The 20690-nt window shown below is 53.8% G+C and carries 20 protein-coding genes and 1 other RNA gene; 9 read left to right on the plus strand and 12 right to left on the minus strand.

The genetic code is table 11. The annotated features are described in order from the left end of the window. Positions 1 to 409: 409 nt before the first annotated feature. The 3 genes from QJQ48_RS20570 to rbsK all read left to right on the plus strand — a co-directional run bounded on the left by QJQ48_RS20570 (position 410) and on the right by rbsK (position 3259). Positions 410 to 1459 (plus strand): fatty acid desaturase, encoded by a 1050-nt coding sequence (locus tag QJQ48_RS20570; protein ID WP_346293128.1) that lies wholly within the window; start codon positions 410 to 412, stop codon positions 1457 to 1459. A gap of 176 nt (positions 1460 to 1635) precedes the next feature. After that, positions 1636 to 2310, plus strand: a complete 675-nt coding sequence (locus tag QJQ48_RS20575; protein ID WP_346293129.1) for a response regulator transcription factor — start codon at positions 1636 to 1638, stop codon at positions 2308 to 2310. A 7-nt stretch (positions 2311 to 2317) separates the two neighbouring features. Then, positions 2318 to 3259, plus strand: a complete 942-nt coding sequence (gene rbsK / locus QJQ48_RS20580; protein ID WP_346293130.1) for a ribokinase — start codon at positions 2318 to 2320, stop codon at positions 3257 to 3259. Here rbsK and QJQ48_RS20585 read toward each other — a convergent pair. Beyond that, a complete protein-coding gene (locus QJQ48_RS20585; protein WP_346293131.1) occupies positions 3240 to 3671 on the minus strand; it encodes a pentapeptide repeat-containing protein in 432 nt (143 codons plus the stop codon). The two genes, rbsK and QJQ48_RS20585, sit on opposite strands and share 20 nt — an antisense overlap. Positions 3672 to 4393: 722 nt before the next feature. Between QJQ48_RS20585 and QJQ48_RS20590 the strand changes: the two genes are divergently transcribed. Beyond that, positions 4394 to 4564, plus strand: a complete 171-nt coding sequence (locus QJQ48_RS20590; RefSeq protein WP_346293132.1) for a hypothetical protein — start codon at positions 4394 to 4396, stop codon at positions 4562 to 4564. On the opposite strand, the gene grxC is transcribed toward QJQ48_RS20590, so the two are convergent. After that, positions 4557 to 4880, minus strand: coding sequence for a glutaredoxin 3 (gene grxC, locus QJQ48_RS20595; protein WP_346293133.1), 324 nt, complete (start codon positions 4878 to 4880; stop codon positions 4557 to 4559). The genes QJQ48_RS20590 and grxC overlap by 8 nt on opposite strands. 150 nt (positions 4881 to 5030) lie before the next feature. On the opposite strand from grxC, the gene QJQ48_RS20600 reads away from it, so the two are divergent. Both QJQ48_RS20600 and rnpB read left to right on the plus strand, forming a co-directional pair. Beyond that, positions 5031 to 5813: a hypothetical protein gene (locus QJQ48_RS20600; RefSeq protein ID WP_346293134.1), complete on the plus strand. Its 783-nt coding sequence runs from the start codon at positions 5031 to 5033 to the stop codon at positions 5811 to 5813. A gap of 51 nt (positions 5814 to 5864) precedes the next feature. Beyond that, positions 5865 to 6290, plus strand: an RNA gene (rnpB, locus tag QJQ48_RS20605) — RNase P RNA component class A. Positions 6291 to 6317: 27 nt separating this feature from the next. Here rnpB and QJQ48_RS20610 read toward each other — a convergent pair. From QJQ48_RS20610 to QJQ48_RS20625, 4 genes are all read right to left on the minus strand, one after another. Then, on the minus strand, positions 6318 to 7988 hold the full coding sequence (locus QJQ48_RS20610; RefSeq protein WP_346293135.1) for a GspE/PulE family protein: 1671 nt from the start codon (positions 7986 to 7988) through the stop codon (positions 6318 to 6320). A 147-nt stretch (positions 7989 to 8135) separates the two neighbouring features. Then, complete coding sequence (locus QJQ48_RS20615) at positions 8136 to 9623, minus strand: alkaline phosphatase PhoX (RefSeq protein ID WP_346293136.1); 1488 nt, start codon at positions 9621 to 9623, stop codon at positions 8136 to 8138. Between the two features lie 262 nt (positions 9624 to 9885). Beyond that, entirely contained in the window at positions 9886 to 10473 is a 588-nt protein-coding gene (locus tag QJQ48_RS20620) for a hypothetical protein (RefSeq protein WP_346293137.1), read from the minus strand. Between the two features lie 32 nt (positions 10474 to 10505). Beyond that, on the minus strand, positions 10506 to 10640 hold the full coding sequence (locus tag QJQ48_RS20625) for a hypothetical protein (protein WP_346293138.1): 135 nt from the start codon (positions 10638 to 10640) through the stop codon (positions 10506 to 10508). Between the two features lie 216 nt (positions 10641 to 10856). Here QJQ48_RS20625 and QJQ48_RS20630 point away from each other — a divergent pair, with 216 nt between their 5' ends. After that, on the plus strand, positions 10857 to 11318 hold the full coding sequence (locus QJQ48_RS20630) for a hypothetical protein (RefSeq protein WP_346293139.1): 462 nt from the start codon (positions 10857 to 10859) through the stop codon (positions 11316 to 11318). A 79-nt stretch (positions 11319 to 11397) separates the two neighbouring features. Here the strand turns inward: QJQ48_RS20630 and purH are convergent, their stop codons facing one another. Then, positions 11398 to 12951, minus strand: a complete 1554-nt coding sequence (purH, locus tag QJQ48_RS20635) for a bifunctional phosphoribosylaminoimidazolecarboxamide formyltransferase/IMP cyclohydrolase (RefSeq protein ID WP_346293140.1) — start codon at positions 12949 to 12951, stop codon at positions 11398 to 11400. A 113-nt stretch (positions 12952 to 13064) separates the two neighbouring features. Here purH and QJQ48_RS20640 point away from each other — a divergent pair, with 113 nt between their 5' ends. After that, positions 13065 to 14516 carry an MATE family efflux transporter gene (locus QJQ48_RS20640; RefSeq protein WP_346293141.1) on the plus strand — a complete coding sequence of 484 codons (1452 nt, stop codon included), beginning with the start codon at positions 13065 to 13067 and terminating at the stop codon, positions 14514 to 14516. 40 nt (positions 14517 to 14556) lie between these two features. On the opposite strand, the gene QJQ48_RS20645 is transcribed toward QJQ48_RS20640, so the two are convergent. From QJQ48_RS20645 to QJQ48_RS20660, 4 genes are all read right to left on the minus strand, one after another. Next, a complete protein-coding gene (locus QJQ48_RS20645) occupies positions 14557 to 15726 on the minus strand; it encodes a citrate/2-methylcitrate synthase (protein ID WP_346293142.1) in 1170 nt (389 codons plus the stop codon). Between the two features lie 170 nt (positions 15727 to 15896). Next, complete coding sequence (gene tumE / locus QJQ48_RS20650) at positions 15897 to 16292, minus strand: toxin TumE (RefSeq protein ID WP_346293143.1); 396 nt, start codon at positions 16290 to 16292, stop codon at positions 15897 to 15899. Beyond that, on the minus strand, positions 16282 to 16512 hold the full coding sequence (tumA, locus tag QJQ48_RS20655; RefSeq protein WP_346293144.1) for an antitoxin TumA: 231 nt from the start codon (positions 16510 to 16512) through the stop codon (positions 16282 to 16284). The genes tumE and tumA overlap by 11 nt, the downstream gene beginning before the upstream one ends. Before the next feature lie 405 nt (positions 16513 to 16917). Further along, a complete protein-coding gene (locus tag QJQ48_RS20660; RefSeq protein WP_346293145.1) occupies positions 16918 to 17751 on the minus strand; it encodes an aldo/keto reductase in 834 nt (277 codons plus the stop codon). A 245-nt stretch (positions 17752 to 17996) separates the two neighbouring features. Between QJQ48_RS20660 and QJQ48_RS20665 the strand changes: the two genes are divergently transcribed. Next, positions 17997 to 19436 (plus strand): M15 family metallopeptidase, encoded by a 1440-nt coding sequence (locus QJQ48_RS20665; protein ID WP_346293146.1) that lies wholly within the window; start codon positions 17997 to 17999, stop codon positions 19434 to 19436. Between the two features lie 204 nt (positions 19437 to 19640). Here QJQ48_RS20665 and mnmH read toward each other — a convergent pair whose 3' ends face one another. Further along, positions 19641 to 20690 carry a tRNA 2-selenouridine(34) synthase MnmH gene (mnmH, locus tag QJQ48_RS20670; protein WP_346293147.1) on the minus strand — a complete coding sequence of 350 codons (1050 nt, stop codon included), beginning with the start codon at positions 20688 to 20690 and terminating at the stop codon, positions 19641 to 19643.

A 20690-nucleotide genomic window follows, 5' to 3' on the forward strand; every position in this document is an offset into this window, starting at 1 on the left:
CCCTAACCGATATTTTCTAAATTAAAGCGAACTGACCTAACGTGAATAACCAAGTGACGTCATCAGCTCCGTAGCCTGACACTACCAGGTAAACATTTGAGCTGACTACCCCCTCTACGAACCTAAAAAGGGCAGCTTGGCGGCGTTGGGTATTGAGTTAAACCCAGACGCTCGCCGTACCTCCAAGCTAAAATGACCCGCATAAAAGGCTGAATGCATTCAGCTATATCAGCTATCGGCTTTCAAGCAGCCGCGCCACCGCGCGAGATTTTCCGTAAAATCTGCCAGTACATCTATTCATTAAGTAACGTTAAGCACTACAATTAACCACCTGTGGCTGTTGACAAATTTGTTCCCTGCCGGAGTTCACTAAACAGCCTGTCAATGGTAATTTTTAGAGCTTGATAACGTGACCTTTACTTTATTGTCTCGTCCGTCAGGGCGTGAAACGCTACCGTTCACGCTACAGGATGTGCGTCGGGCGATTCCAGCCCATTGTTTTCAACCCAATCTGGGGCGATCGCTGGCCTACTTTTTCCTAGATATCGGCATCATTGCGGGGCTGTACGGGGTCGCCGCCTGGATTGACAGTGCCTGGTTTTTTCCGCTTTTTTGGCTGATGCAGGGCACGATGTTTTGGGCCTTGTTTGTGATAGGGCATGATTGCGGTCACGGCTCATTTTCTCGCTATCGCTGGCTCAATCATTTCATCGGTCATCTTAGCCATACGCCCATCTTGGTGCCCTATCACGGCTGGCGCATCAGCCACCGCACCCACCATGCCAACACCGGCAATATTGAAACCGATGAGAGCTGGTATCCGGTCACTCAGAGCCAGTTCGAGCAAATGACCTGGTATGAAAAGCTGGCGCGATTCCATATTTTCTTGATTGTTTATCCGCTCTACTTGTTTAAGCGATCGCCCGGCAAGCAAGGCTCTCACTTTCTCCCCAGCAGCCAGCTCTTTCGCCCCCATGAAAAGCGTCAGGTGTTAACCAGTACCGGGCTGTGGGGTTTGATGGTGGCAGCTTTAATCGGCGTCGGCTTTTACTTCGGCTGGGCCTTTTTGGCAAAGTACTATCTCATGCCCTACGTCGTCTTTGTCATTTGGCTAGATTTGGTGACGTTTTTGCATCACACTGACGCCGATGTGCCCTGGTATCGCGGTGAAGACTGGTACTTTCTCAAAGGGGCAGTTTCCACCGTCGATCGGGACTACGGCCTGATCAATCCGATCCACCACAATATTGGCACCCATGTGGCCCACCACATTTTTCTCTCAATTCCCCACTACCACCTGCTAGAAGCTACCGCCGCTATCAAGCCCGTGCTGGGGGAGCACTATCGCCGCGATCGCACCCCGATTTGGCAAAGCCTCTGGCGAGCTTACCGCAACTGCTACTTTGTCGCGGATCACGGCAGCAAGGTGTACTACCAGGCACCGCCTAAAAAAGCTTAGGCGCTAATTTCGGTCCGGGGTATCGGCTAGAGACTCCGGACAAAGGGCCAATTACGCCGGATTTTGACGTCAAAGCAAAGTTTTGCAGCGCTTGACGCTGGCTGATTGGGTATTGGATCGTAGAATAAAAGCGACAACTTCAAGCGGCAGACACCACTCATCCAGGAGAGCCATCCATGAGCGCCAAAATTTTGCTGGTGGAAGATGAAGAGAAGCTGGCTAAGTTTGTGCAGATGGAGCTGAGTTATGAAGGCTACGAAGTTGCCGTCGCCAATGATGGCCTAGCGGGGTTGATGGCCGCCCGCGATCAGGAGCCGAATTTGGTGATTTTGGACTGGATGATGCCGGGCCTCAGTGGGGTGGAAGTTTGCCGCCGCCTGCGCAGCACGGGCAGCAAAATGCCGATTATTTTAATGACGGCGAAAGACAGCATTGAAGACCGGGTGGCAGGGCTAGACGCCGGGGCAGACGACTATGTTGTTAAGCCCTTCAGCATTGAGGAACTGCTGGCGCGGGTACGGGCGCACCTGCGACGCAATGAGCCTAGCGAAGCCGAAATCTTTCAGTTTGACGATCTGAGCCTCAATACGAAGACCCGCGAGGTTTTTCGCGGCCAGCGCAGCATTGAGCTAACGGCGAAAGAGTTTGATTTGCTGGAGTACCTAATTGCCCATCCGCGGCAGGTGATTACCCGCGATCGCATTTTGGAAGAGGTCTGGGGCTATGACTTCATGGGCGATTCCAATATCATTGAAGTTTACATTCGCTATCTGCGGCTGAAGCTAGAAGCAGAGGGAGAAAAGCGGCTAATTCAGACAGTGCGCGGCGTGGGCTACGTGCTGCGTGACTGAAGCAGCCATGTCTATTCTGGTTTTTGGCAGCTTAAATCTAGATTTGGTGGTGCAGACGCCTCGCTTACCAACTGCGGGGGAGACTCTTCTAGGCGATCGCTTTAGCCGCATACCGGGCGGCAAAGGGGCTAATCAGGCCGTTGCAGCAGCGCGACTGGGGGCACCCACGGCGATGATTGGGCGCGTGGGCGCTGATGACTTTGGCCAGCAGCTACGGCAGAGCCTGCAGCAGGCGGGGGTGGACAGCTCCGGCGTGGAGGCTGATGAAACGGCCCAGACGGGAATTGCCGCGATCGCTGTTGCCCCTGATGGTGAAAATCACATTATTGTGGTGCCGGGAGCCAATGGGCGTGTGGGGACGACAGCGCTTGGCTGCCTGCAACAGCGCTTGGCTCAGGCTCAAATTTTGCTGCTGCAGCTAGAGATTCCGCTAGCAGTGGTTGAACAGGCTGCGGCGATCGCCCAGGCTGCCGATCTCACCGTCATTTTAGATCCGGCTCCAGCTCCAGCTCAGCTACCAGGCAGTCTCTATAGCCATATTGATATATTGACCCCCAACCAGACTGAAGCGACGCAGCTCACTGGCGTTGAGGTCACCGATATGGAAACCGCTGAGGCGGCGGCGGAGCGGCTACATCAGCGGCAGGTCAAAACTGTCATCATCAAGCTGGGGGCACAGGGCGTTTACTGCAGCAGCGTCGAGCAGCGCTTTTCCCTACCGGCCTGCCCGGTCACAGCGGTGGATTCCGTGGCTGCTGGAGATGCTTTCAACGCCGGACTGGCCGTTGGTCTGAGTCAGGGCAAGTCGCTACAGGCGGCAGTGCAGCAGGGTAACTCAGTTGCAGCGCTTTCAGTTACCCGCCCTGGAGCGCAGCCCTCGATGCCAAACCAAGCCCAGCTTCAAGCCTTCATCGCCACCGTCGCGCAGCCTAGTTGCCACCCACGCTGATGGGGGTGCCGACAACCTGTGCCTGGGTCAAATCAATGTTGTCAATGGAGGCGCCTGCCACGTTGACGTGATACATCTGTGCTCTGGTAAAGTCTGCGCCGTCTAGATCCGCATTGTTGAGGCTGGCGTTGGTCAGCAGCGCATCTGTCAGATTGGCTCCTTCTAGGTTCGCCCCCGTGAGGTCTGCGCCTTCTAGATTGGCCCCGGTCAGATTGGCTCCCCGCAGGTCTGCGTCACGTAAATCCGCGCCAATCAGATGCATTACGCTCAAATCAGCATCAACTAAATCACAAGCCCGACAAGCGCGCGTGACCAATAGCTGCTGCAAATGCTCTGGGTTTTCGGCCCGCACTGCATTGCTAAAAACCAGGGGAACTGCCAGAGTCAACGCTCCTAAAGCAATCCGTTTCATATTTTCCCCTCCAAAACTAAACCAATCTACCTGCAAAACAGACGCTTTAAGACCGCTTTGACTAAGAGATCACTCTCAAGGAAGACTGAACCGACAAGCGTAAGCTGACTTCTGCAGATTTAAGAAAACTGTGGCATAAATCCCAGACTTTGCTATTGCAAAAGCATCTTACTAAGGTCATAGTAGGCTATCCCTAACTTCCCGCCATCCCTCGTTTAGCAGATTCTGAAGTGATATCGAAAAAGAGGCATTAGCCTGCCAAAACTCTCTCTTGACTAGCCTTATTTTCTCATAGGAGTCAGGCATAGATGAGAGCTGCAGGCAGCAGCTTAAGAAAACGATAAAAATGCATCCAATTGAAAATCTTTCGATGAGAAAATTTACTAAAAACCGGCGTTCTAGGGGGCGCAATTTGTCAAAGCTTCGCCACAATAGAAGCGTCAGCCACTGTTGTAGATCCACCTGAAGCGGCCAACTTCAAGCAGACAGCCCGCTAGACTTGGCAGCCAGCGTCAGCCTACTCCACTCAACTGCTTGGCTCTAACTGTTTTCTCTACTGGCTAGACCCCCACTACCGTCTTAGCGCCGCCCTGAGCTGATAAAAAGGCGATCGCCAGTCGCAGTAGTCCTAGCAATAGCTCAATTGCGCCAACCTATCTAACAGTTTTCAGCCAGTTTAACGGCGTTGAAAAACCTATCTCCAAACCGGAGGACTTATTCTTGTGCTTTGTGATACTTGTCAGCGGCAGCAAGCGTGTCTGCCTTCTCTCTTAGCCCAGCAAGATCAGCGCGTCCAGCAGCTGCTGAGGCGCATGAAGCAGTGCGATCGCCGCATTCCTAAGCAGCCCGTCCTGCGTCAACTGATAACTCGCTACCTGTCTCGGCTCAAATAGTCTCACTCGCCGTCTGTGAGAGCAGCGGTTCTAGCCCTCCTCTGGCATCTAGCCCATAGAGGTCATCGCAGCCGCCAATGTGCTGATTGTTGATAAAGATTTGGGGCACTGATCTACGGCCATTGGCCCGCTCGGCCATGCGATCGCGAGCCGCGCTGTCGCCATCAATTTTGTATTCTGTGAAATCAACTTTCTTCCACCACAGCAGCAGCTTGGCGCGAATGCAGTAGGGGCAGGTCTGCCAGGTGTAGATTTCGACTTCGGCCTTGGCCGGAGTTTCAGGGCGTCCTAGGGTGCGACTTAGCCAGTCCAGCATGAGGTTTCTCGGTATCAACTTGATTGATCCTATCAATTTGGCGCAGGCGATCGCGGCTCTCCAAATTTCCGCCTAAATTAGGGGAGACAGCCCGTGCTCTTAAACGGGAAACAGCCTGTATAATCCTGCGGCAGGGCTTTACCCCCAACTATGACCACCGATATCTTGATTTTGACCGTCTATTTCATCTGCGTCGCCTATGTGCTGTATCAAATTGCCCTAGCACAGGAAGCTCAGCGAGACGATCAGGTCAGGATCCTGCTGAATCAGGAAGTGCTGATAACCCAGCTAGCAGCTCAGTTGCAGCAGCAGGGACGGGCGGAAGCGTTTGGGGCTGAAATTTTGCCCAATGGTCCCTCGCCCTTTGATAGCAGTCCGTTTTTGCAGATGCAGCTGCTGAATCCACGCCAGCCAGAGGCTCCCATAGAGACGATTGACCTGCAGGTACTGCCTCAGGGCACCCGACCGCTACAGCCTCCCATCCGGGCCTTAGAAGTGCGGGTCTTGAACCGTAGCCAAACCATGCAGCTCTATATTGACTGGGATCGTAGCTCTATCACCCGCTTCAATAATCAGGCTCAGCGAGTGATTCGGCTATCTAGCACAATGCCAGTTGAGCTGTTTCAACCTCAGGTATTCAGCGTGATTAATCCGGGGCAGATGTTCAGCGTAGCAGTGACTCAGGAGTCAGCTTTTGGCCGCAGTGGTGAAGGTCAGTCGCTCCAGCCCCAGGGGCCGCTGATCGATTTAGAAAAAGCGATTCAGATGCGGCAGCCACTGCCGATTTACTCGCTAAAGCTGCTGGTTTGGCTCAAATCGGTAACCGCTACAGACGATCAGGCTGTGCGGCTGCTCCTGCCTTTTATGTTTGATCTGGAGGTGCTGCCCGATTTGCCGGCTGTACCGATTCTGCGCTGGATCACGAATCGCTAATGGCAGAGTTGAAATTAGAGCAAATTCATCGACTAGACTGGAGCTAGGGAAAGAGTTGGCGAGGCAGTTGCAGGTTGGGCCATCGCGCCCAGCGTGAGGAAAGTCCGGGCTCCCGAAAGACCAAACTTGCTGGGTAATGCCCAGTGCGGGTGACCGTGAGGAGAGTGCCACAGAAACATACCGCCGATGGAAAGGCAGAAGGCGGAAGGCAGAAAGTCATTTCAGCCTTCGTCCTTGACCTTCAGCTTTTTACAGGTAAGGGTGCAAGGGTGCGGTAAGAGCGCACCAGCAGCATCGAGAGGTGCTGGCTCGGTAAACCCCGGTGGGGAGCAAGGTCGTAGGAGCAACGGTTGGTCTTTTACCGGCTCCGTTTTAAGTGCACCGCTAGAGGCGTCTGGTAACAGCCGTCCTAGATAGATAACTGCCCTGCTGCTGCAAATCAGCAGAACAGAACCCGGCTTATGTCTGGCTCTTTCCCGCTTGAAGCTATCTTTTTTACCCTGATTACCCCAGTTTTTGCACCAGTTGCAGATTGGTCTCGCTGTTTGTCCCGCGCCTGAGGGCGCTCCGGGGCAGCACGCGAATCACTTCCTCAACCGTCGTTTTCCCCGCTAGCACCTTTTCAATCGCCGACAGACGGAATGACATAAAGCCAATTTTCTGCAGATAGCGATGCAGTTGGCTAATTGTTCCTTCGTAAATTAGCTCCCGGATGCGATCGTCGATTTCTAGCAGCTCTACCACCGCTTCTCGGCCTAAATAGCCTGATTGAAAACAGCGGGCGCAGCCTCGCCCTCGTTGCCAGTTGACGGAGCGCGATCGCTTAGCGTCTAAGCCTAAAACTGCTAAATCTTCAACGCTAGGCGTATAAGACTCAGCACAGTGAGCACAGACGCGCCGAATGAGGCGCTGGGCAATAATGCCTAGCAGGGCATCGCTAATGAGTCCTGGATCGGGGCCAATGTCTTTAATGCGCGGAATAGCGCCAACGGCATCATTAGTGTGCAGCGTGGTAAAAACCAGGTGTCCGGTGAGGGCTGAGCGTACCGCTGTCTCTGCAGTTTCGCGATCGCGGATCTCCCCTACCATGATGATGTCGGGGTCTTGCCGCAGAATAGAGCGCAGCCCGGCAGCAAAGGTCATGCCAGCTGCTTCATTCACCTGAGTCTGCGTAATTCGGGGCAGTACGTACTCCACCGGGTCTTCCACGGTGACGACGTTAACGTGCTCGGTAGCAATTTCCTGCAGGCTGGTGTAGAGCGTACTGGTTTTCCCCGATCCGGTTGGCCCGGTGAAAATGATCATGCCTTGGGGCTGCTGCAGCCAGGTTTTGTAAACCGCTAAGGTCTTGGGTTCAAAGCCCAGCTTGTCGATGGTTGAAAAGGGATTTTTCCGAGGCAGGAGCCGGACGACGGCTTTCTCACCCCCCACGCAGGGCAGCGTGCTGACCCGCATGTCCATCCCCAAGTCTGCCTCACTCTCCACGGCATACTGCTCACCAATGCGGCCATCCTGCGGGCGGCGGCTATCGGAGATATCCATGTCGGCCATCACCTTTAGCGCTACGACCACCCGGCGGCTAATTTCCAGCGGCAGCAGGGTAATATCTCGCAGCACGCCGTCAATGCGATAGCGTACCCGTAGCCCTTCCAAGGTTGGCTCTAGGTGAATGTCGCTGGCCCGGTTGCGCAGGGCGCTAGAAATAATCGTTTTAATCCGCTCAATTTGCCCATCTGCTTTAGCCAAAGACAGCTCTGTGGTTTCTGAAATATCTTCAGAAAGATATTCGCCCGTCAGCGGATCGATCAGCGGGCCAGCCGAAATTTGGCTGGGGTCGTAGTGGCGGCTGTGGTACCAGGCTCGGTAGCACTTGGGCGCAATCGGTACAATATGGATGCGGGTCTGAGTGCGATCGCTCAAATAAGCAATATCAGCTTCACTCAAAGCCACCGGACTGCCTAAGTAGTAGCAGTTCTGCCAAAGCAGCAGCGGTATGACAGGCGATAGCTGGCGATCGGGAAAGAGCTGAAAGAAACGACGGCTAACTTCTTCGTCTAAAACTGGCAAATTCAGCTTACCTTGCGGATCGATCAGGAGATCAAGCGCTCCTTGGCAAGTGAGCTTACCTGTTTTGAGCTGTTTCCAAGCAGACAAGGCGCGAAACGCGGATTCCATGCGGGTCTGTCAATCTGAATGTTTGCTGAGTTTCCTTAAATTTAGCGCTGTGGAAAAGCTGCCTTATTTTTTCCGCAGCGCTATTGATGCGGTATAAGACTTTACTTTATGCTAAAGTCTCAGTCTGAGTTGAGGGCAAGCCCCGACTTAATCGTCGTCTTCCCCGCCTTCATCGCTTTCGTCATCGGCGCCATCGCCTGAAGTCCAAGGCCCCCAGATAGCATAGGTAATGCCGACGCCCTGGCTATTGACAAATAGAGTTCTGCCGTCAGGTGAGAAGCAGGCCCCGGCAAACTCACTCTCGTCTAGGTTATTGCGAGCGAACTTATAGAGCAAGCCGTCTAGGTCAACCCCTACGACAAACTGCTCACCGCCCCCATCTTCACAGAGGAAGAGATCGCCAAAGGGAGAAACGGTGACATTGTCAGGCTCATCTAAAGTATCGCCTGACGGAGGAGCCTCAACGATTAGAGTCACCGTCTCTTTTTGGGGATTGTATTCCCAAACCTGACCGTTACCGCGAGAGCTATCTACGGCAGGCGGGCCGCCCTGGGTGGCAATGAAGTAAATCACGCCGTTACCATACCAAGCTCCTTCACCCCGGAAGAAGACGGCCCCGCCTTTCTCCTGTCCTTGAGTCCGAACCTGCTTGTCGTTGGCGTTTTCTTCCGGGATGGGATTGGGATTGTCGATCTTGACCCATTCCACAGGGTACTCACGACCGGCAGGAATTAAGCCTAGCTGCCCGCCCAAGTTGGGATTATTTGAGGTGTTGACGCCATCGGGATACTGCTTAATTTTGAGCGCATAGAGGCTGCCCCCCTGGGCCAAGTTCCCTTTAACGTTGGGGACGAAGCGGTAGAAGCAGCTATCACCACTGTCTTCGGTTTCGTAAACGTATCCGGTGCGGGGATCTACGGCGACGGCTTCGTGGCTAAAGCGGCCCATGTCTTTTAGGGCCACCGGCGTTACTAAGCCCGTATTGGTACCGGCGGGAACTTCAAAGTTGTAGCCGTGATAGATAGGATTGCCGTTGAGATCCAGGGTGCTAGAGAAGGTTTCTTCGCAGCTCACCCAAGATCCCCAAGGGGTGGGGCCACCGGCACAGTTGCGAATGGTGCCAGAGAGTGAGGCATAGTCTTTGACTAAGCGACGGTTACGGCCCACAACCAAAGTGGTGGTGCCGCCAGTTGCATTGGGAGCATATCGTTTCTCGGCTGGGGCATCGACCCCTTTGAGGTTGCCGAACTCATCTTCAGTCGGGCTGAGTTCGTGGTTGCGAACCAGGATAGTGCTGCCGCGCGGGCCAGGAAAAGCTGCCATGCCGTCGTGGTCACCCGGTACGAGGGTACCATCGCTCATGGTCTGGCCGGTGATGGAAAAGGCGGTGTATTTGAAGCCGCGAGGTAGCTCTAGCAGCGGTACGTTGCGGAGGTCGCCAGCAACGGTGTTAGCCAGATCGGCTGTGTTGCGGGGCAGAGTAGGCCGGAGGGGGCCATACTTAAACCCGCCCGCAAATTCTGATTCGCGTCCCTGAGCAACGCGGGCATAGAAGGCTTCCAGGGGGGACACCATAGAAACGCCAGCGGCGGTTACCCCAGCCATTGCCAAAAATCGACGTCTTGAAAAAGACACTGTGTTCTTGCCTCTCGGTAGTTGAACTTATCTGTCAGTTCTAGAAACGGTTAAGTTACAGACCTAAACCTGCTCTACGTAACTGTTTCCACGGAGGAGAATATCAGCCCAGTTTTAATACGGTAATAAGCCCAGGTTATTTCTATTTAATAAGGGATTAATACAGAATTTACCTGACTAAGAATTAATAAGATAATGTAGCTGATTTGACAAAATATCCACCCATAGGGAAAGTTTGATTCTCAGCCCAGCTCAACCGTAATTAGTCGAGGGCATCAATTAGCTCAATCAGTTCTGCGTCGGAGATTTCGCCATCCTCTGCTGCTTGAACTAGCTCCTCAACCGGATTGAGAGTTGCGGGAGATATGCGAGGACGGGGGGATGGGGACGATACGCGGGTGTCCCTGGCGGTGCCGCTGCTGTCTGTTTCTGCGTCAGAGCGATTGAACCCCAACAGCAGGTAAGACGAATCAAAATAGCTGGCCCATTGGCGAATCTGGCGCGATCGCTGCCAGCCTTCTCGCGGTACGGTGACAACTAAAACAGGCACAACCTGACCGTTGTACTCTCCTAACACTGTTACCTGCACTACGCTCAGCTCAGCATTTTGATTAAAGCGGCGCGATACTTCACTGCTGGCTAAAGTTTCCGCCGCGCTCATGAGTGAAGACAGGCTCTCTCCAGCATAAGGAGACAGGTTGACCCTAAAAGCACCCGTCTCAGCCCTAACCGCAGCCTGAAAGTAAAATAGAGTCGCTGAGGCGATCGCTACTTTGGCCCCGGTCAGGACGAGGGCGCGGCAGCCTCCTACAATTTTTCTTCCTGCAAGGCTGCGAACGTTCTGAAGCATTTTTTCTCAATCTCATAAAGCTTAAACGGGAGCTAATCGAGGGTCATCTCAGGAGCGGCTGCTGAGCCAGATAGGGGATTAGCTCTGGCGCTCAGCATCTCACCTAGACGTAAAGTTCGGGTTAAAACGGTATTAAAAAGCGGCCTGGCCTCAGAGATCGCAGCCATCAGTAGAGACTTTTGTGACGGATTGCGGCATTTTTGTCATCCCGGCAAGCGGTCAAGCTACAATGCTTTGCGTGTCTTCTGGTGGGGCTGGCGAATTAGCAGACCCCTGAAGATAGCTGGCGATCGCCGTCTGATACAGTTTGAGGCTATTAAGCTTGAGGCTAGTTTTGGCGTCTAGGCCAGTTCAATCTATGGCAAAAAATTCTGACTGATTTTATGACTCCGACCGCTTATTCCAACGCAACCGATTTGACCCCCGCAGACTATTTAGTAGTAGGGTTAGCCACCTGCTATACCAAAGAGGACGGTGAAGTTAGCGAAGTAACGGTCGTTGAACCTGTTCCTTCGGCCTATCTAGAAGCCGTTCTGAAGGGAGTGCCTACGTCTTACCGCAGTTTGCATGGCACAACGCTGGGCGAAGTTGTGGTTGGGGACAGGCCGCAGATGATTGCGGCGGCTGGCGCTGAAGTGCAGTTCTGCAGTGACTTTGCCAGCCGCGCCTTTGCTGCCGCTCGCACCTATCAGTCACGCCCTAGCGCCCAAGCCCTGGTTCCGGTCGGCACAGACCTCACTGAAATCAACTACTCAACCGAGAAAAAGCGGATCCTCAATGCTCAAAACATTGTCAGCCCCGAAGACAATGTGAAGCAGCACGAATACACGCACAAAGTGCTCTAGGTGCCCCACTCAGCGGTTTAGCTTCAGTGGGCTAGGGGGTTGCCATCTTTGGTCGGAACATAGATGGCGATCGCTGTATCTAGTGCAGAAAATGACGGATGCCAGTCAACACCATAATCAGACCCAGCTCATTGGCCGCTTTAATCGAGTCTTCATCGCGGATGCTGCCGCCGGGCTGAATAATTGCCTGAATGCCGGCAGCGGCAGCGGCCCGCACTGAGTCATCGAAAGGGAAAAAACCGTCGCTAGCAAGGGTGGCTCCCTTGACCTGATCGCCAGCCTGTTCTAGCGCAATTTGCACTGCTCCGACCCGGTTCATCTGTCCGGCCCCGACGCCCAGCGTAACGCGATCGCGGGCGACAACTATGGCGTTGGACTTGACGTGCTTAACCACTCGCCAGGCAAACAGCAAGTCCTCCAAAACGGCGGCGTTTGGCTTTTTCTCGGTGACAATGTTCCATTGCGAGGGATCTTCTAAATAGTCATCAGCATCCTGAGCCAGAAAGCCCCCAGCGATCGCCCGCACCGTCTGGGCTGGCCCCTGAGTCAGATGGGGCAGCACTAGCAGCCGCAAATTTTTCTTTTGGGCTAAGATTTCCTGCGCTTCTGCCGAACAGCCGGGAGCGACCACACATTCTAAGAAGGTTTTGGTTAAGGCTGTTGCGGTTTCGGCTTCAATGGTTTGATTCAGCGCCACGATGCCGCCAAAGGCTGAAACGCTGTCGGCATTGAACGCCTTTTCGTAGGCCGCGGCTAGGGTTTCGCCCTGAGCCACGCCGCAGGGATTGGTATGCTTTAGCACCGCTGCCGCTGCCCCCTGATCGGCGGGAAATTCAGCAATGAGCCGCCGCGCTGCTTCCAAGTCAACTAGATTGTTGTAGCTCAGCTCTTTGCCCTGGAGCTTATCCGCTGTCGCCCAGCCTTCTGGCTGACTCCCCGTTTGGTACCAAACAGCAGGCTGATGCGGGTTTTCGCCGTAGCGCAGGGTCTGCCGCCGATGGCCACTGAGGGTGAAGCGATCGGGCAGTTCTATATCTTCGTCGGCAATCTGCTGGGACAGATAAGCAGCGATCGCCTGATCGTAAGCCGCCGTGTGCCAGAAAGCCTGCAGCGCACAGGACTGGCGAAACTGGGGAGTGACTTCGCCGCTGTTTTGCCGCATCTGGCTGAGGTAGAGGTCGTACTGCTGCGGGCGGCAAAGCACTGTGAGGTAGGCGTGGTTCTTAGCGGCAGCGCGGATCAGCGTGGGGCCGCCAATGTCAATTTGCTCAATCGCTTCGGGTAGGGAGACTTCTGGCTGAGCGATGGTCTGCTCGAAGGGATAGAGGTTGACCACCACCAGATCAAAAGGGCGAATATCGTTATTAGCCAAATCTTGCTGATCTTCAGGCAGGCTAGGACGCGCTAAAATACCGCCATGAATGCGAGGATGCAGGGTTTTCACTCGTCCTGCTAAGATCTCAGGCGAACCTGTATAGTCAGAGACTTTAGTGACTGGCAAATCGGCTGCTGCTAGAGCCTGCGCTGTGCCGCCGCTGCTAATCAGCTCAAAATCAAATTCCTTGACTAAAACCTGCGCCAGTTCCACCAATCCGGTTTTGTCTGAGGTGCTTAGCAGTGCCAGACGCGCCATGAATCTACTCTTGCTCCCAAAGTGCATTACTCAGCATACAGTGCATTTTGGCGTTCCAGGCAGTCAATCTGGAATTGAGTCTGTGAGCGGCTATCGGCTAGATGCGCGTCTCTATGGGTGAACTAGAGACGCCGCTGTGGTCGCGGTTTTGGCGGCTAGCCGTGGTGAATGTGCTCTCCAACCTCATGGTGCCGCTGGCGGGACTGGTGGATTCTGCCTTTTTAGGGCACCTCAGCGCCATTCGCTTTTTAGCAGGGGTAGCGATCGCCACGGCCCTGTTCAACTATCTCTATCGTCCCTGCAATTTTCTGCGTATGGGCACCACTGGCCCAACCGCTCAGGTGCTGGCGATCGCCGCAACTGACAGCAATTCGCGCGATAGCCCCTCCGCAAGTTTGGCGGCTGAGGCGAACGCGCCCCGACTGCCCGACGAAGTTTTGCTGATTTTGCTGCGCAACGGCCTGATTGCCTTACTGTTAGGCGCTCTGTTGCTCCTGCTGCAGGTACCCCTGCGAGAGCTGGGGTTTCGCCTGTTTGAGGTGACACCGCAGGTGGAGGCGGCTGGGCGCAGCTATTTCCAGGCGCGGATCTGGGATGCCCCGGCTACGCTGCTCAACTTTGTGCTGCTGGGCTGGTTTTTGGGGCGAGAGCAGGGAGGCCGGGTGCTGCTGCTATCGGCCTTGAGCAACGGGGCCAACGTGGTTTTAGACTACTTGCTGATTGTGCGGTGGGGCTGGCAGAGCTTGGGGGCAGGGGTGGCTACTGCGATGAGCCAGTATCTGATGCTGGCGGTAGGACTGGCCTTGGTGCTGGCTGATGTGCCGCTGCGGCGCTGGGCGATCGCATCCCAAGTTTTCCATCGTCAGGCGCTAACCCAGACCCTGCGGCTCAATACGAATATCTGGCTGCGCAGCGTTTTGTTTATCACGGTCTATGCCCTATTTACCGGCTGGAGCGCTGCCTTGGGGACAACGACGCTGGCCGCTAATATGCTGCTGCTGCAGGTGGTTATTTTAGCGGTCTACTTTATCGACGGCTTGGCTTTTGCCACGGAAAGCATCGCGGGCAGTCTCTATGGGGCCAAGACGAGCGATCGCCTGCTGCCGCTGCTGCAACTGGCCGGGGGGACTGGGCTAGTTTTGGGGGTTAGCATTGCCGTCATTTTCACACTGTTTCCAGGATCGCTGTTTGCCTTGCTGACCAATCACACCGAAATTGTGGCGCACATTGCCCATGATGTGCTGTGGCTACTGCCGGTGTTGGGGTTTGGCTCTTTAGCATTTGTCCTCGATGGTTACTTTCTAGGACTGGCAAACGGCATAATTTTGCGCAACAGCATGGCCGCAGCGGCGGTTTTTGGCTTTGTCCCTTTGGCGATCGCGAGCTGGCGTTTAGAAACCAATGGCTTGCTGTGGGCGGCGATGGCTACCTTTATGCTGACGCGGGCAGTTATCTTAGGCACTCAGGTGCCGCGCTCAATCAGCGAACTGGATGACTACGGGGACTCACCGCTGGCTGCAAATATAGATCAATCAAGCGATCTAGAAGGCTCAACTGAGGGCTAACCCTTCTAAATCCTAGGGACTGCGTCTCATTACCGCAGCTTTAGCGAGACAGTGTTGAAGCGGTTTCTAAAGGCGGCGTGGGCTGCACAATTTTCCCCACATAAACCATAGAGGGACGAATCAGGATATTGTTCTGGGTCTGCTCTAGGATGTGAGCGGCCCAGCCCACCATGCGGCTAAGCCCAGCCGTCAGCGTGATCAGGTCAGTGGGGATGCCCAGCAGGTGATAAATAATGCTGAGATAGAAATCAACATTGACGTTGACGCCATGCCGCTGGTAGGGAGCCATCGCGGTTTCAACCGCCTCTGCTTTGGTAAACAAATTGCTACCCTGGTTTTGGCTCAGGGTACGGGCGTGAGTCCGCAAAAAGGGCGCTCGCGGGTCGATCGTTTTGTAGATCCGGTGGCCGAAACCGCTGATGCGCTTGTGCTGCTTCCGCCGCGCTTTGAGCTGTGGCAAAACCGGCTGGCTATAGTCAATGGCCTCTAGCATTTCAATCACTTCGCCCATAGCGCCGCCGTGGAGACTGCCGCCTAAGGTGCTCAGAGCAGCAGTCATGGTGGCGTGTAGATCAGCGCCCGTACTGGCTGCCACTCGTCCAGCAAAGGTGGAGGCGTTAGAACCGTGTTCAGCCAGTAGGCTAAAGCACTGGTCAATGATCAAGGCGGCATCGGCTGAGGGGCGCTGGCTGGTGATTTGATAGAGGTAGTTGGCGGCGTGAGACAGGGCCGGATCGTAGTCGGGTAGAGAACGCCCTTGGCGATAGGCATGATGGGTGGCGATCGCCGTAGTGGCCTGAGCGATTAGGCGGAGGGACTGGTCAATGAGTGCGTCTGTAGAACTGCTCCCATTCTTCACGGGAGAATCGGACGGATAGGCGGCGATCGCTGAAACTACTGTACGTAGGGCAACGAGGGGAGAGGCATGACGTAACTGCTCGATAATCACTAAGACAGTTTCAGGCAGAGCGCGATAGGCAATTAAGCGATCGCGCCAGGCTTGAGCCTCTGAAGGACTGGGCGGCGAGCCGGATAAGAGCAGGTACATTACGGACTCGTAATCCAGCGTTTTGAGGATATGAGCAATAGGATAGCCTCGGTACAGCAGTCCCAGGTCGTCTGTTCTAAGATCAGAAATGTAGGTTTTGTCAATGAAAATGTCTTGCAGGCCGCGATGTAGCACCGGCCCCTCAGCGTGCGCGTCGCCCATATTGAAGTCCGCCGTGTCGATAGGCTTTTATCAGACGCTACTCAGCAGCCCCTCGGCGTCTATCTAGTGACAGGTTTATTGATAGAGCTTCCTGTTCTGGTAGCCAATAGCCCCAAACAGCAACCTGTTCCAAAGTGGATTAGTTCTGCTCGGAACTAGAGGTTACTTTGTCATTCAGTTTTTGTCTCAGCGAAGGTGCTGGCTTCCTGGAACACTTGCACAATGTCAGGTTTATCAGCAGCGATAACGTTATTGGGGAGATGCTTGTGATGAGGAAAAGTGGACAAATCAGGAAAGTGAGGCGTACTGTCGTAACGGAAAATTATCTGATTGTTCTCTTCCTGAAAGTGATAGCGATAGTCAATGTGAGTGACTTGATCACCAACTACTAGGAGGGCTTCGCTGACTGCCAGCAGATATTTGCGCTTGAAGCGAATACGGAGCTTGAGATTGGCTCGTTCTGGTGTCAGGATAGTGGCGCTGAACTGCTCAACATACAAGTTTGGCAAGCTGATTAGCTGCTGCTCAATACCGTCAAAGTAGGCTGTCAGTAGCTCACGCGACATCTTTCAGCTTTGTCTCCAGCTCTTGATGCAGTGCGAGATAGTGTTGATAGCTGCCTGCCCACTCGACAAAGTCTTCATCATCAGAGGTTTGACCCTGACTGTATTGACCAAAGAACTCGGCGGAGTCCATTTGGTATTCAATTTCATAGGCGTTGAGTTGCTTGGCGAGGGCAACCAAAGCATCTAAAGGTGATGTGTATTCGACAACTTGCTTACGCATGGGTAACCTCCTTGCCTGACAAAGTGGTAAAGATAACCTAGCAGTGTTCAAAATCTTGTTGCGGCGGATCCAGCTATTGCTGTTCTCTGTGGCTCGCTTTTCGATTAAATCAACATTATGTTCAGTGATAGCGATAAGAGGGTCTTTGAAAAGTATTCAATATTTTGCTTTCGCCCCCTTAAATCCCCCAATTCTGGGGAACTTGGGCTCAGGTCCTCACCAAATAGAGCAAGTTCGATGATTTGCCATTTTTGATAGAACTGGTAAATAGCGTCAGTTTCCTCATCTTGCTTCACGCTGGGCCAGGTATGAAGTCTTTATATCACTGCTGCGATACGTGAGACGGTTACCTGATCAAATTGTCAACTTCCATCAAGCCCAAACAGACCAGCTATTGAGCTTTGCCTAAAGCATTTGCAGTGAAACGGGGCGGGTTGGGGCCGGAAATGCCTGATCCAGGGCTTGCAGATCTGCTGGACTCAGCTGAATGTTTAAAGCCGCTAAGTTTTCCTCGATGTGGTCTAAACTGCTGGCTTTGGGAATGACCACCACGTCGTCCTGATGCAGCAGCCAGGCGATCGCAATTTGAGCCGGGGACACGTCTTTTTGCTTGGCAATTTCCTTGAGCGATCGCTGTCTTAATAGCCGCCCTTGCTCCACGGGCGAATAGGCCATCACCGGAATCTTCTGCTGACGACACCAGGGCAGTAAGTCCCACTCAATGCCGCGGCGCGATAGGTTGTAGAGTACCTGATTGACGGCGATCGCCTCCCCACCCGGCAGCGCGAAGGCTTCTTTCATATCGCTGACATCAAAGTTGCTGACGCCATAGTCACGGATTTTGCCTGCCTGCTTGAGTGCTTGAAAAGCCTCCAAGGTCTCTGCTAAAGGGACAGAACCGCGCCAGTGCAGCAGATACAGATCTAAATAGTCAGTTTGTAAACGCTTCAGGCTGCGATCGCAGGCGGCTAACACCCCTTGGTAGCTGGCGTTGTGGGGATAAACTTTGCTGACTAAGAAGACTTCGGCGCGGCGTCCAGCGATCGCTTCGGCAATCACTTCTTCAGCACCGCCTTCACCGTACATTTCGGCGGTGTCAATCAGGGTCATGCCCAGATCTAGTCCGTGGCGCAGGGCTGCGACTTCATCTGAGCGTGACTTAGCGGCTTCGCCCATGCGCCACGTACCCATACCTAAAACCGGAATTTGCTGCTTAGAGGGTAAATTGAGCGATCGCATAGGTAAGTCTCCAGTCTGGACGTCCCTATTGTGTCAAAGACCGTGTCTACAGCCATCCCTCCGGCGGTACTTTTAGATCTGTGACCGATAGCAATTACAGGGCAGATTATGCTCAAGTCCCAGGTGTTAACTAAGTTACAAATCCAACCTCAGCTACTGTGGTGACGGTTTTGACAAACTGTTAGCTTAGACTTAGCAATCGGGCTAGGCATCTGTCGAGTATTGCCGCTACAGAGTTAGTGATTGTGAAAACCTCTCAACTACGCGGGCATCAGGCTAGTAACCCCACTGAGCAGCATTCTAGAAACAGTCAGTTGCGATCGCGCCCCTTTGCCACATCGGCTAGTTCCCCTCAGCTCAAGCCGCAGTCCCAGTCGGTCACCAGCCACATTGGCTTTGACCCTATGCAGGTCAGCCTTTTTCCGCCTGCCTCGCTGCAGCTAGCCCCGCCCGCAACTGCCCCTAAGCCAGCCGCAGCTAGTGCACCACCCAAAGAGGCTACGCTCAAAATTTCTTGGTCCGGTAAGTTTGGCGGCAAAGTCAAGGCAGACGTGGTGGTCTTTCAGCGTCAGGGCAAGAAGAGAACCAGCTTAGATTCAGGTTCGGGCACAGACACCTTAACCCTGAAAGTGCCTTTTCACGACAAGCTAGAAATCCAGGTAACGCCCACCGATACAGACCCTGACGATCGCTACAAAAAGTCCAAGAAAGTTCTCAATCTCAAGTCTGATCAAACCACCTATAGCGTCAGCGTTGGATTACCTGTCAATCGCTGGAATCTCAAAAATGTGAAAGATGTCTGGGAACAAAAAGATATTGACCCGGACAAGGCAGCCAAAGTCAAAAGCTACACGTTTTTAGGTCATAAAGCTCGCTTGAACGAGGCCACCAAACCCCGCGTCGACAAAACCAATCAGGCTTTTTCTAAACTCAGCGCAGAGGATCAGGCTGAGATTACCAACTCCATCATTATTATCGGCGGCTACGCCAAACGAACCACGTCTAAGGGCGGCTTCAGCAATCACTCCATCGGCTGTAGCTTAGACGTTAATTACAACATGGGCACTAAGCAAAACTATCATTTTCACAATGATAAAAAGCGCCACAAAGCTGATGTTGACTTAATGAACCTGGTACAAACAGTAGTCCGCACAAATCCCGCTTATAAAGACTTTGACATCTGGAAAGATAAGGGGATGCGTCAGCTAGAAGCCTCCCAGCAGTTCAATCTGCTTTTCCCTCAATATTTAGCTCGCCTGATAGAGCCTGACGCTGAGGCACAGCTATTTGAAGACAAAGAAGCGACCCCTGGCAAGGCCAAGACTTCTAACTGGTTTGCTGACTGGCTTAAATCCATCATGCAAGCTGCTATGGCTAAAGTCCTATTTTCAAAACTAACCGCTAAAGATATCGACGCCGCCATTAAAAAGTCAAAGAAAGGCAGCGATCGCCGTCGTCAGCTAGAAATTATTCGCAAAGAGTGGACAAGCCTCAAAGCCTGGGTTGAAGGGGCAGTGCCCGAAGGGAAGGAAGAAGATGAAAAGCTAGTCGGCATGATTCCCTTGAACCAAAAGTTTCTCAAACTCATGCTCGATAGCGGCTGGCAGTGGGGCGGTGACTGGACAACAGCCAAAGACTACATGCACTTTGAAGACAAAGAAGCCTTTGAGCAAATCAAGAAATAAGCCAGAACGAGCCGGTAGCGGCAGGACACAGCTAAAATTGGAGCTTTTGTAGGTTGGCGTTGAGCATAGCGAAACCCAACGTTGGCAAGCAAGTTGCGTGGACGCTGCCCATTTCCCATGAGGTCTCAGCCTTCATCTGAAATTTTTGCGCAGTCATTCCTGTAGCGTGGGCAGGATCACCTTGCAAAAGTTTCGACTACGACACTATGCCAGCGAGAATGCTGTTGGGGAGAGCTGAAAGAGTCGCTGGGCTTCTACCTGGAGTTTTTGAGCCGCGGCGATCGCGGATAAGCCCCCAATCTCTACCGTGGGAATTTGCTTGTGCCGACGCTCTAGGTCATAGGTATAGGCGCGATCGTAATAGGTGAGCAGGATTTTCAGCGCCTCGTGTAGACGACCGGCTTCAATGTGAGCGATCGCTGCTTGGGTGCGCTGTCCTCCCAACCGCTTGCGAATCCGCTCAGTGGCTTCCACTAAACCTGCCGTATCGGCGCTGCCGTAGATTTCAACCAGGTAGTCCAGCCGTTCTTCCAAAGGCCGGGTCACTGCCAGGGTAGGGGCGGCTTCCATCTGAGCAAACAGCTCATCCGGGACGCGGCAGGTCCCCACCCGGCGGCTTTCTGCCTCAATCCAAACCGGTTCAGATGCCTCAAACTTGGCCCAGTCCAGCGCTACCAGGTTTTCAAACTGCTCGGTACTGGGCTGGGGCGGCATTCCCAGAGCGCCGTAGCTGCTGCCGCGATGGTTGGCGTGGCCTTCCAGGTCCAAAACCTGACTGCCTTGCTCAGCTAGGGCCTGCAAAATGTCGGTTTTGCTCGTTCCCGTCATGCCGCCCAGCACGATGATCGATTTAGGCGTAGACAAGGTGGTGCGCACCCAGCGACGGAAGCTTTTGTAGCCGCCCTCTAAAGTCATCACTTCAAAGCCGCCCATCTGTAAAGCCCAAGCCAGTGACTCGCTGCGCATCCCGCCGCGCCAGCAGTGCAGTTTCACCCGGCGATCGGGGGCTAAGCCTTTGGCCTGACGGATGAACGAAGCAATCTTAGGCCCGACCAGCTCAAAGCCCAGCTCTACAGCGGCCTCTCGTCCGATTTGCTTATAGCAGGTTCCCACCTGCGATCGCTCCCAATCGCTAAACAGGGGAAAGCTGATGGCCCCAGGGATGTGGCCTTGGGCGTATTCGCTGGGGCTGCGGACGTCGAGCAGGACTTCGGGGGCAGCGAGAAACTCTGGCGCGGTGAGGGATACGGACAC

Source organism: Sphaerothrix gracilis Ecp01 (assembly GCF_030405905.1).
Taxonomy (GTDB): domain Bacteria; phylum Cyanobacteriota; class Cyanobacteriia; order Phormidesmidales; family Phormidesmidaceae; genus Sphaerothrix; species Sphaerothrix gracilis.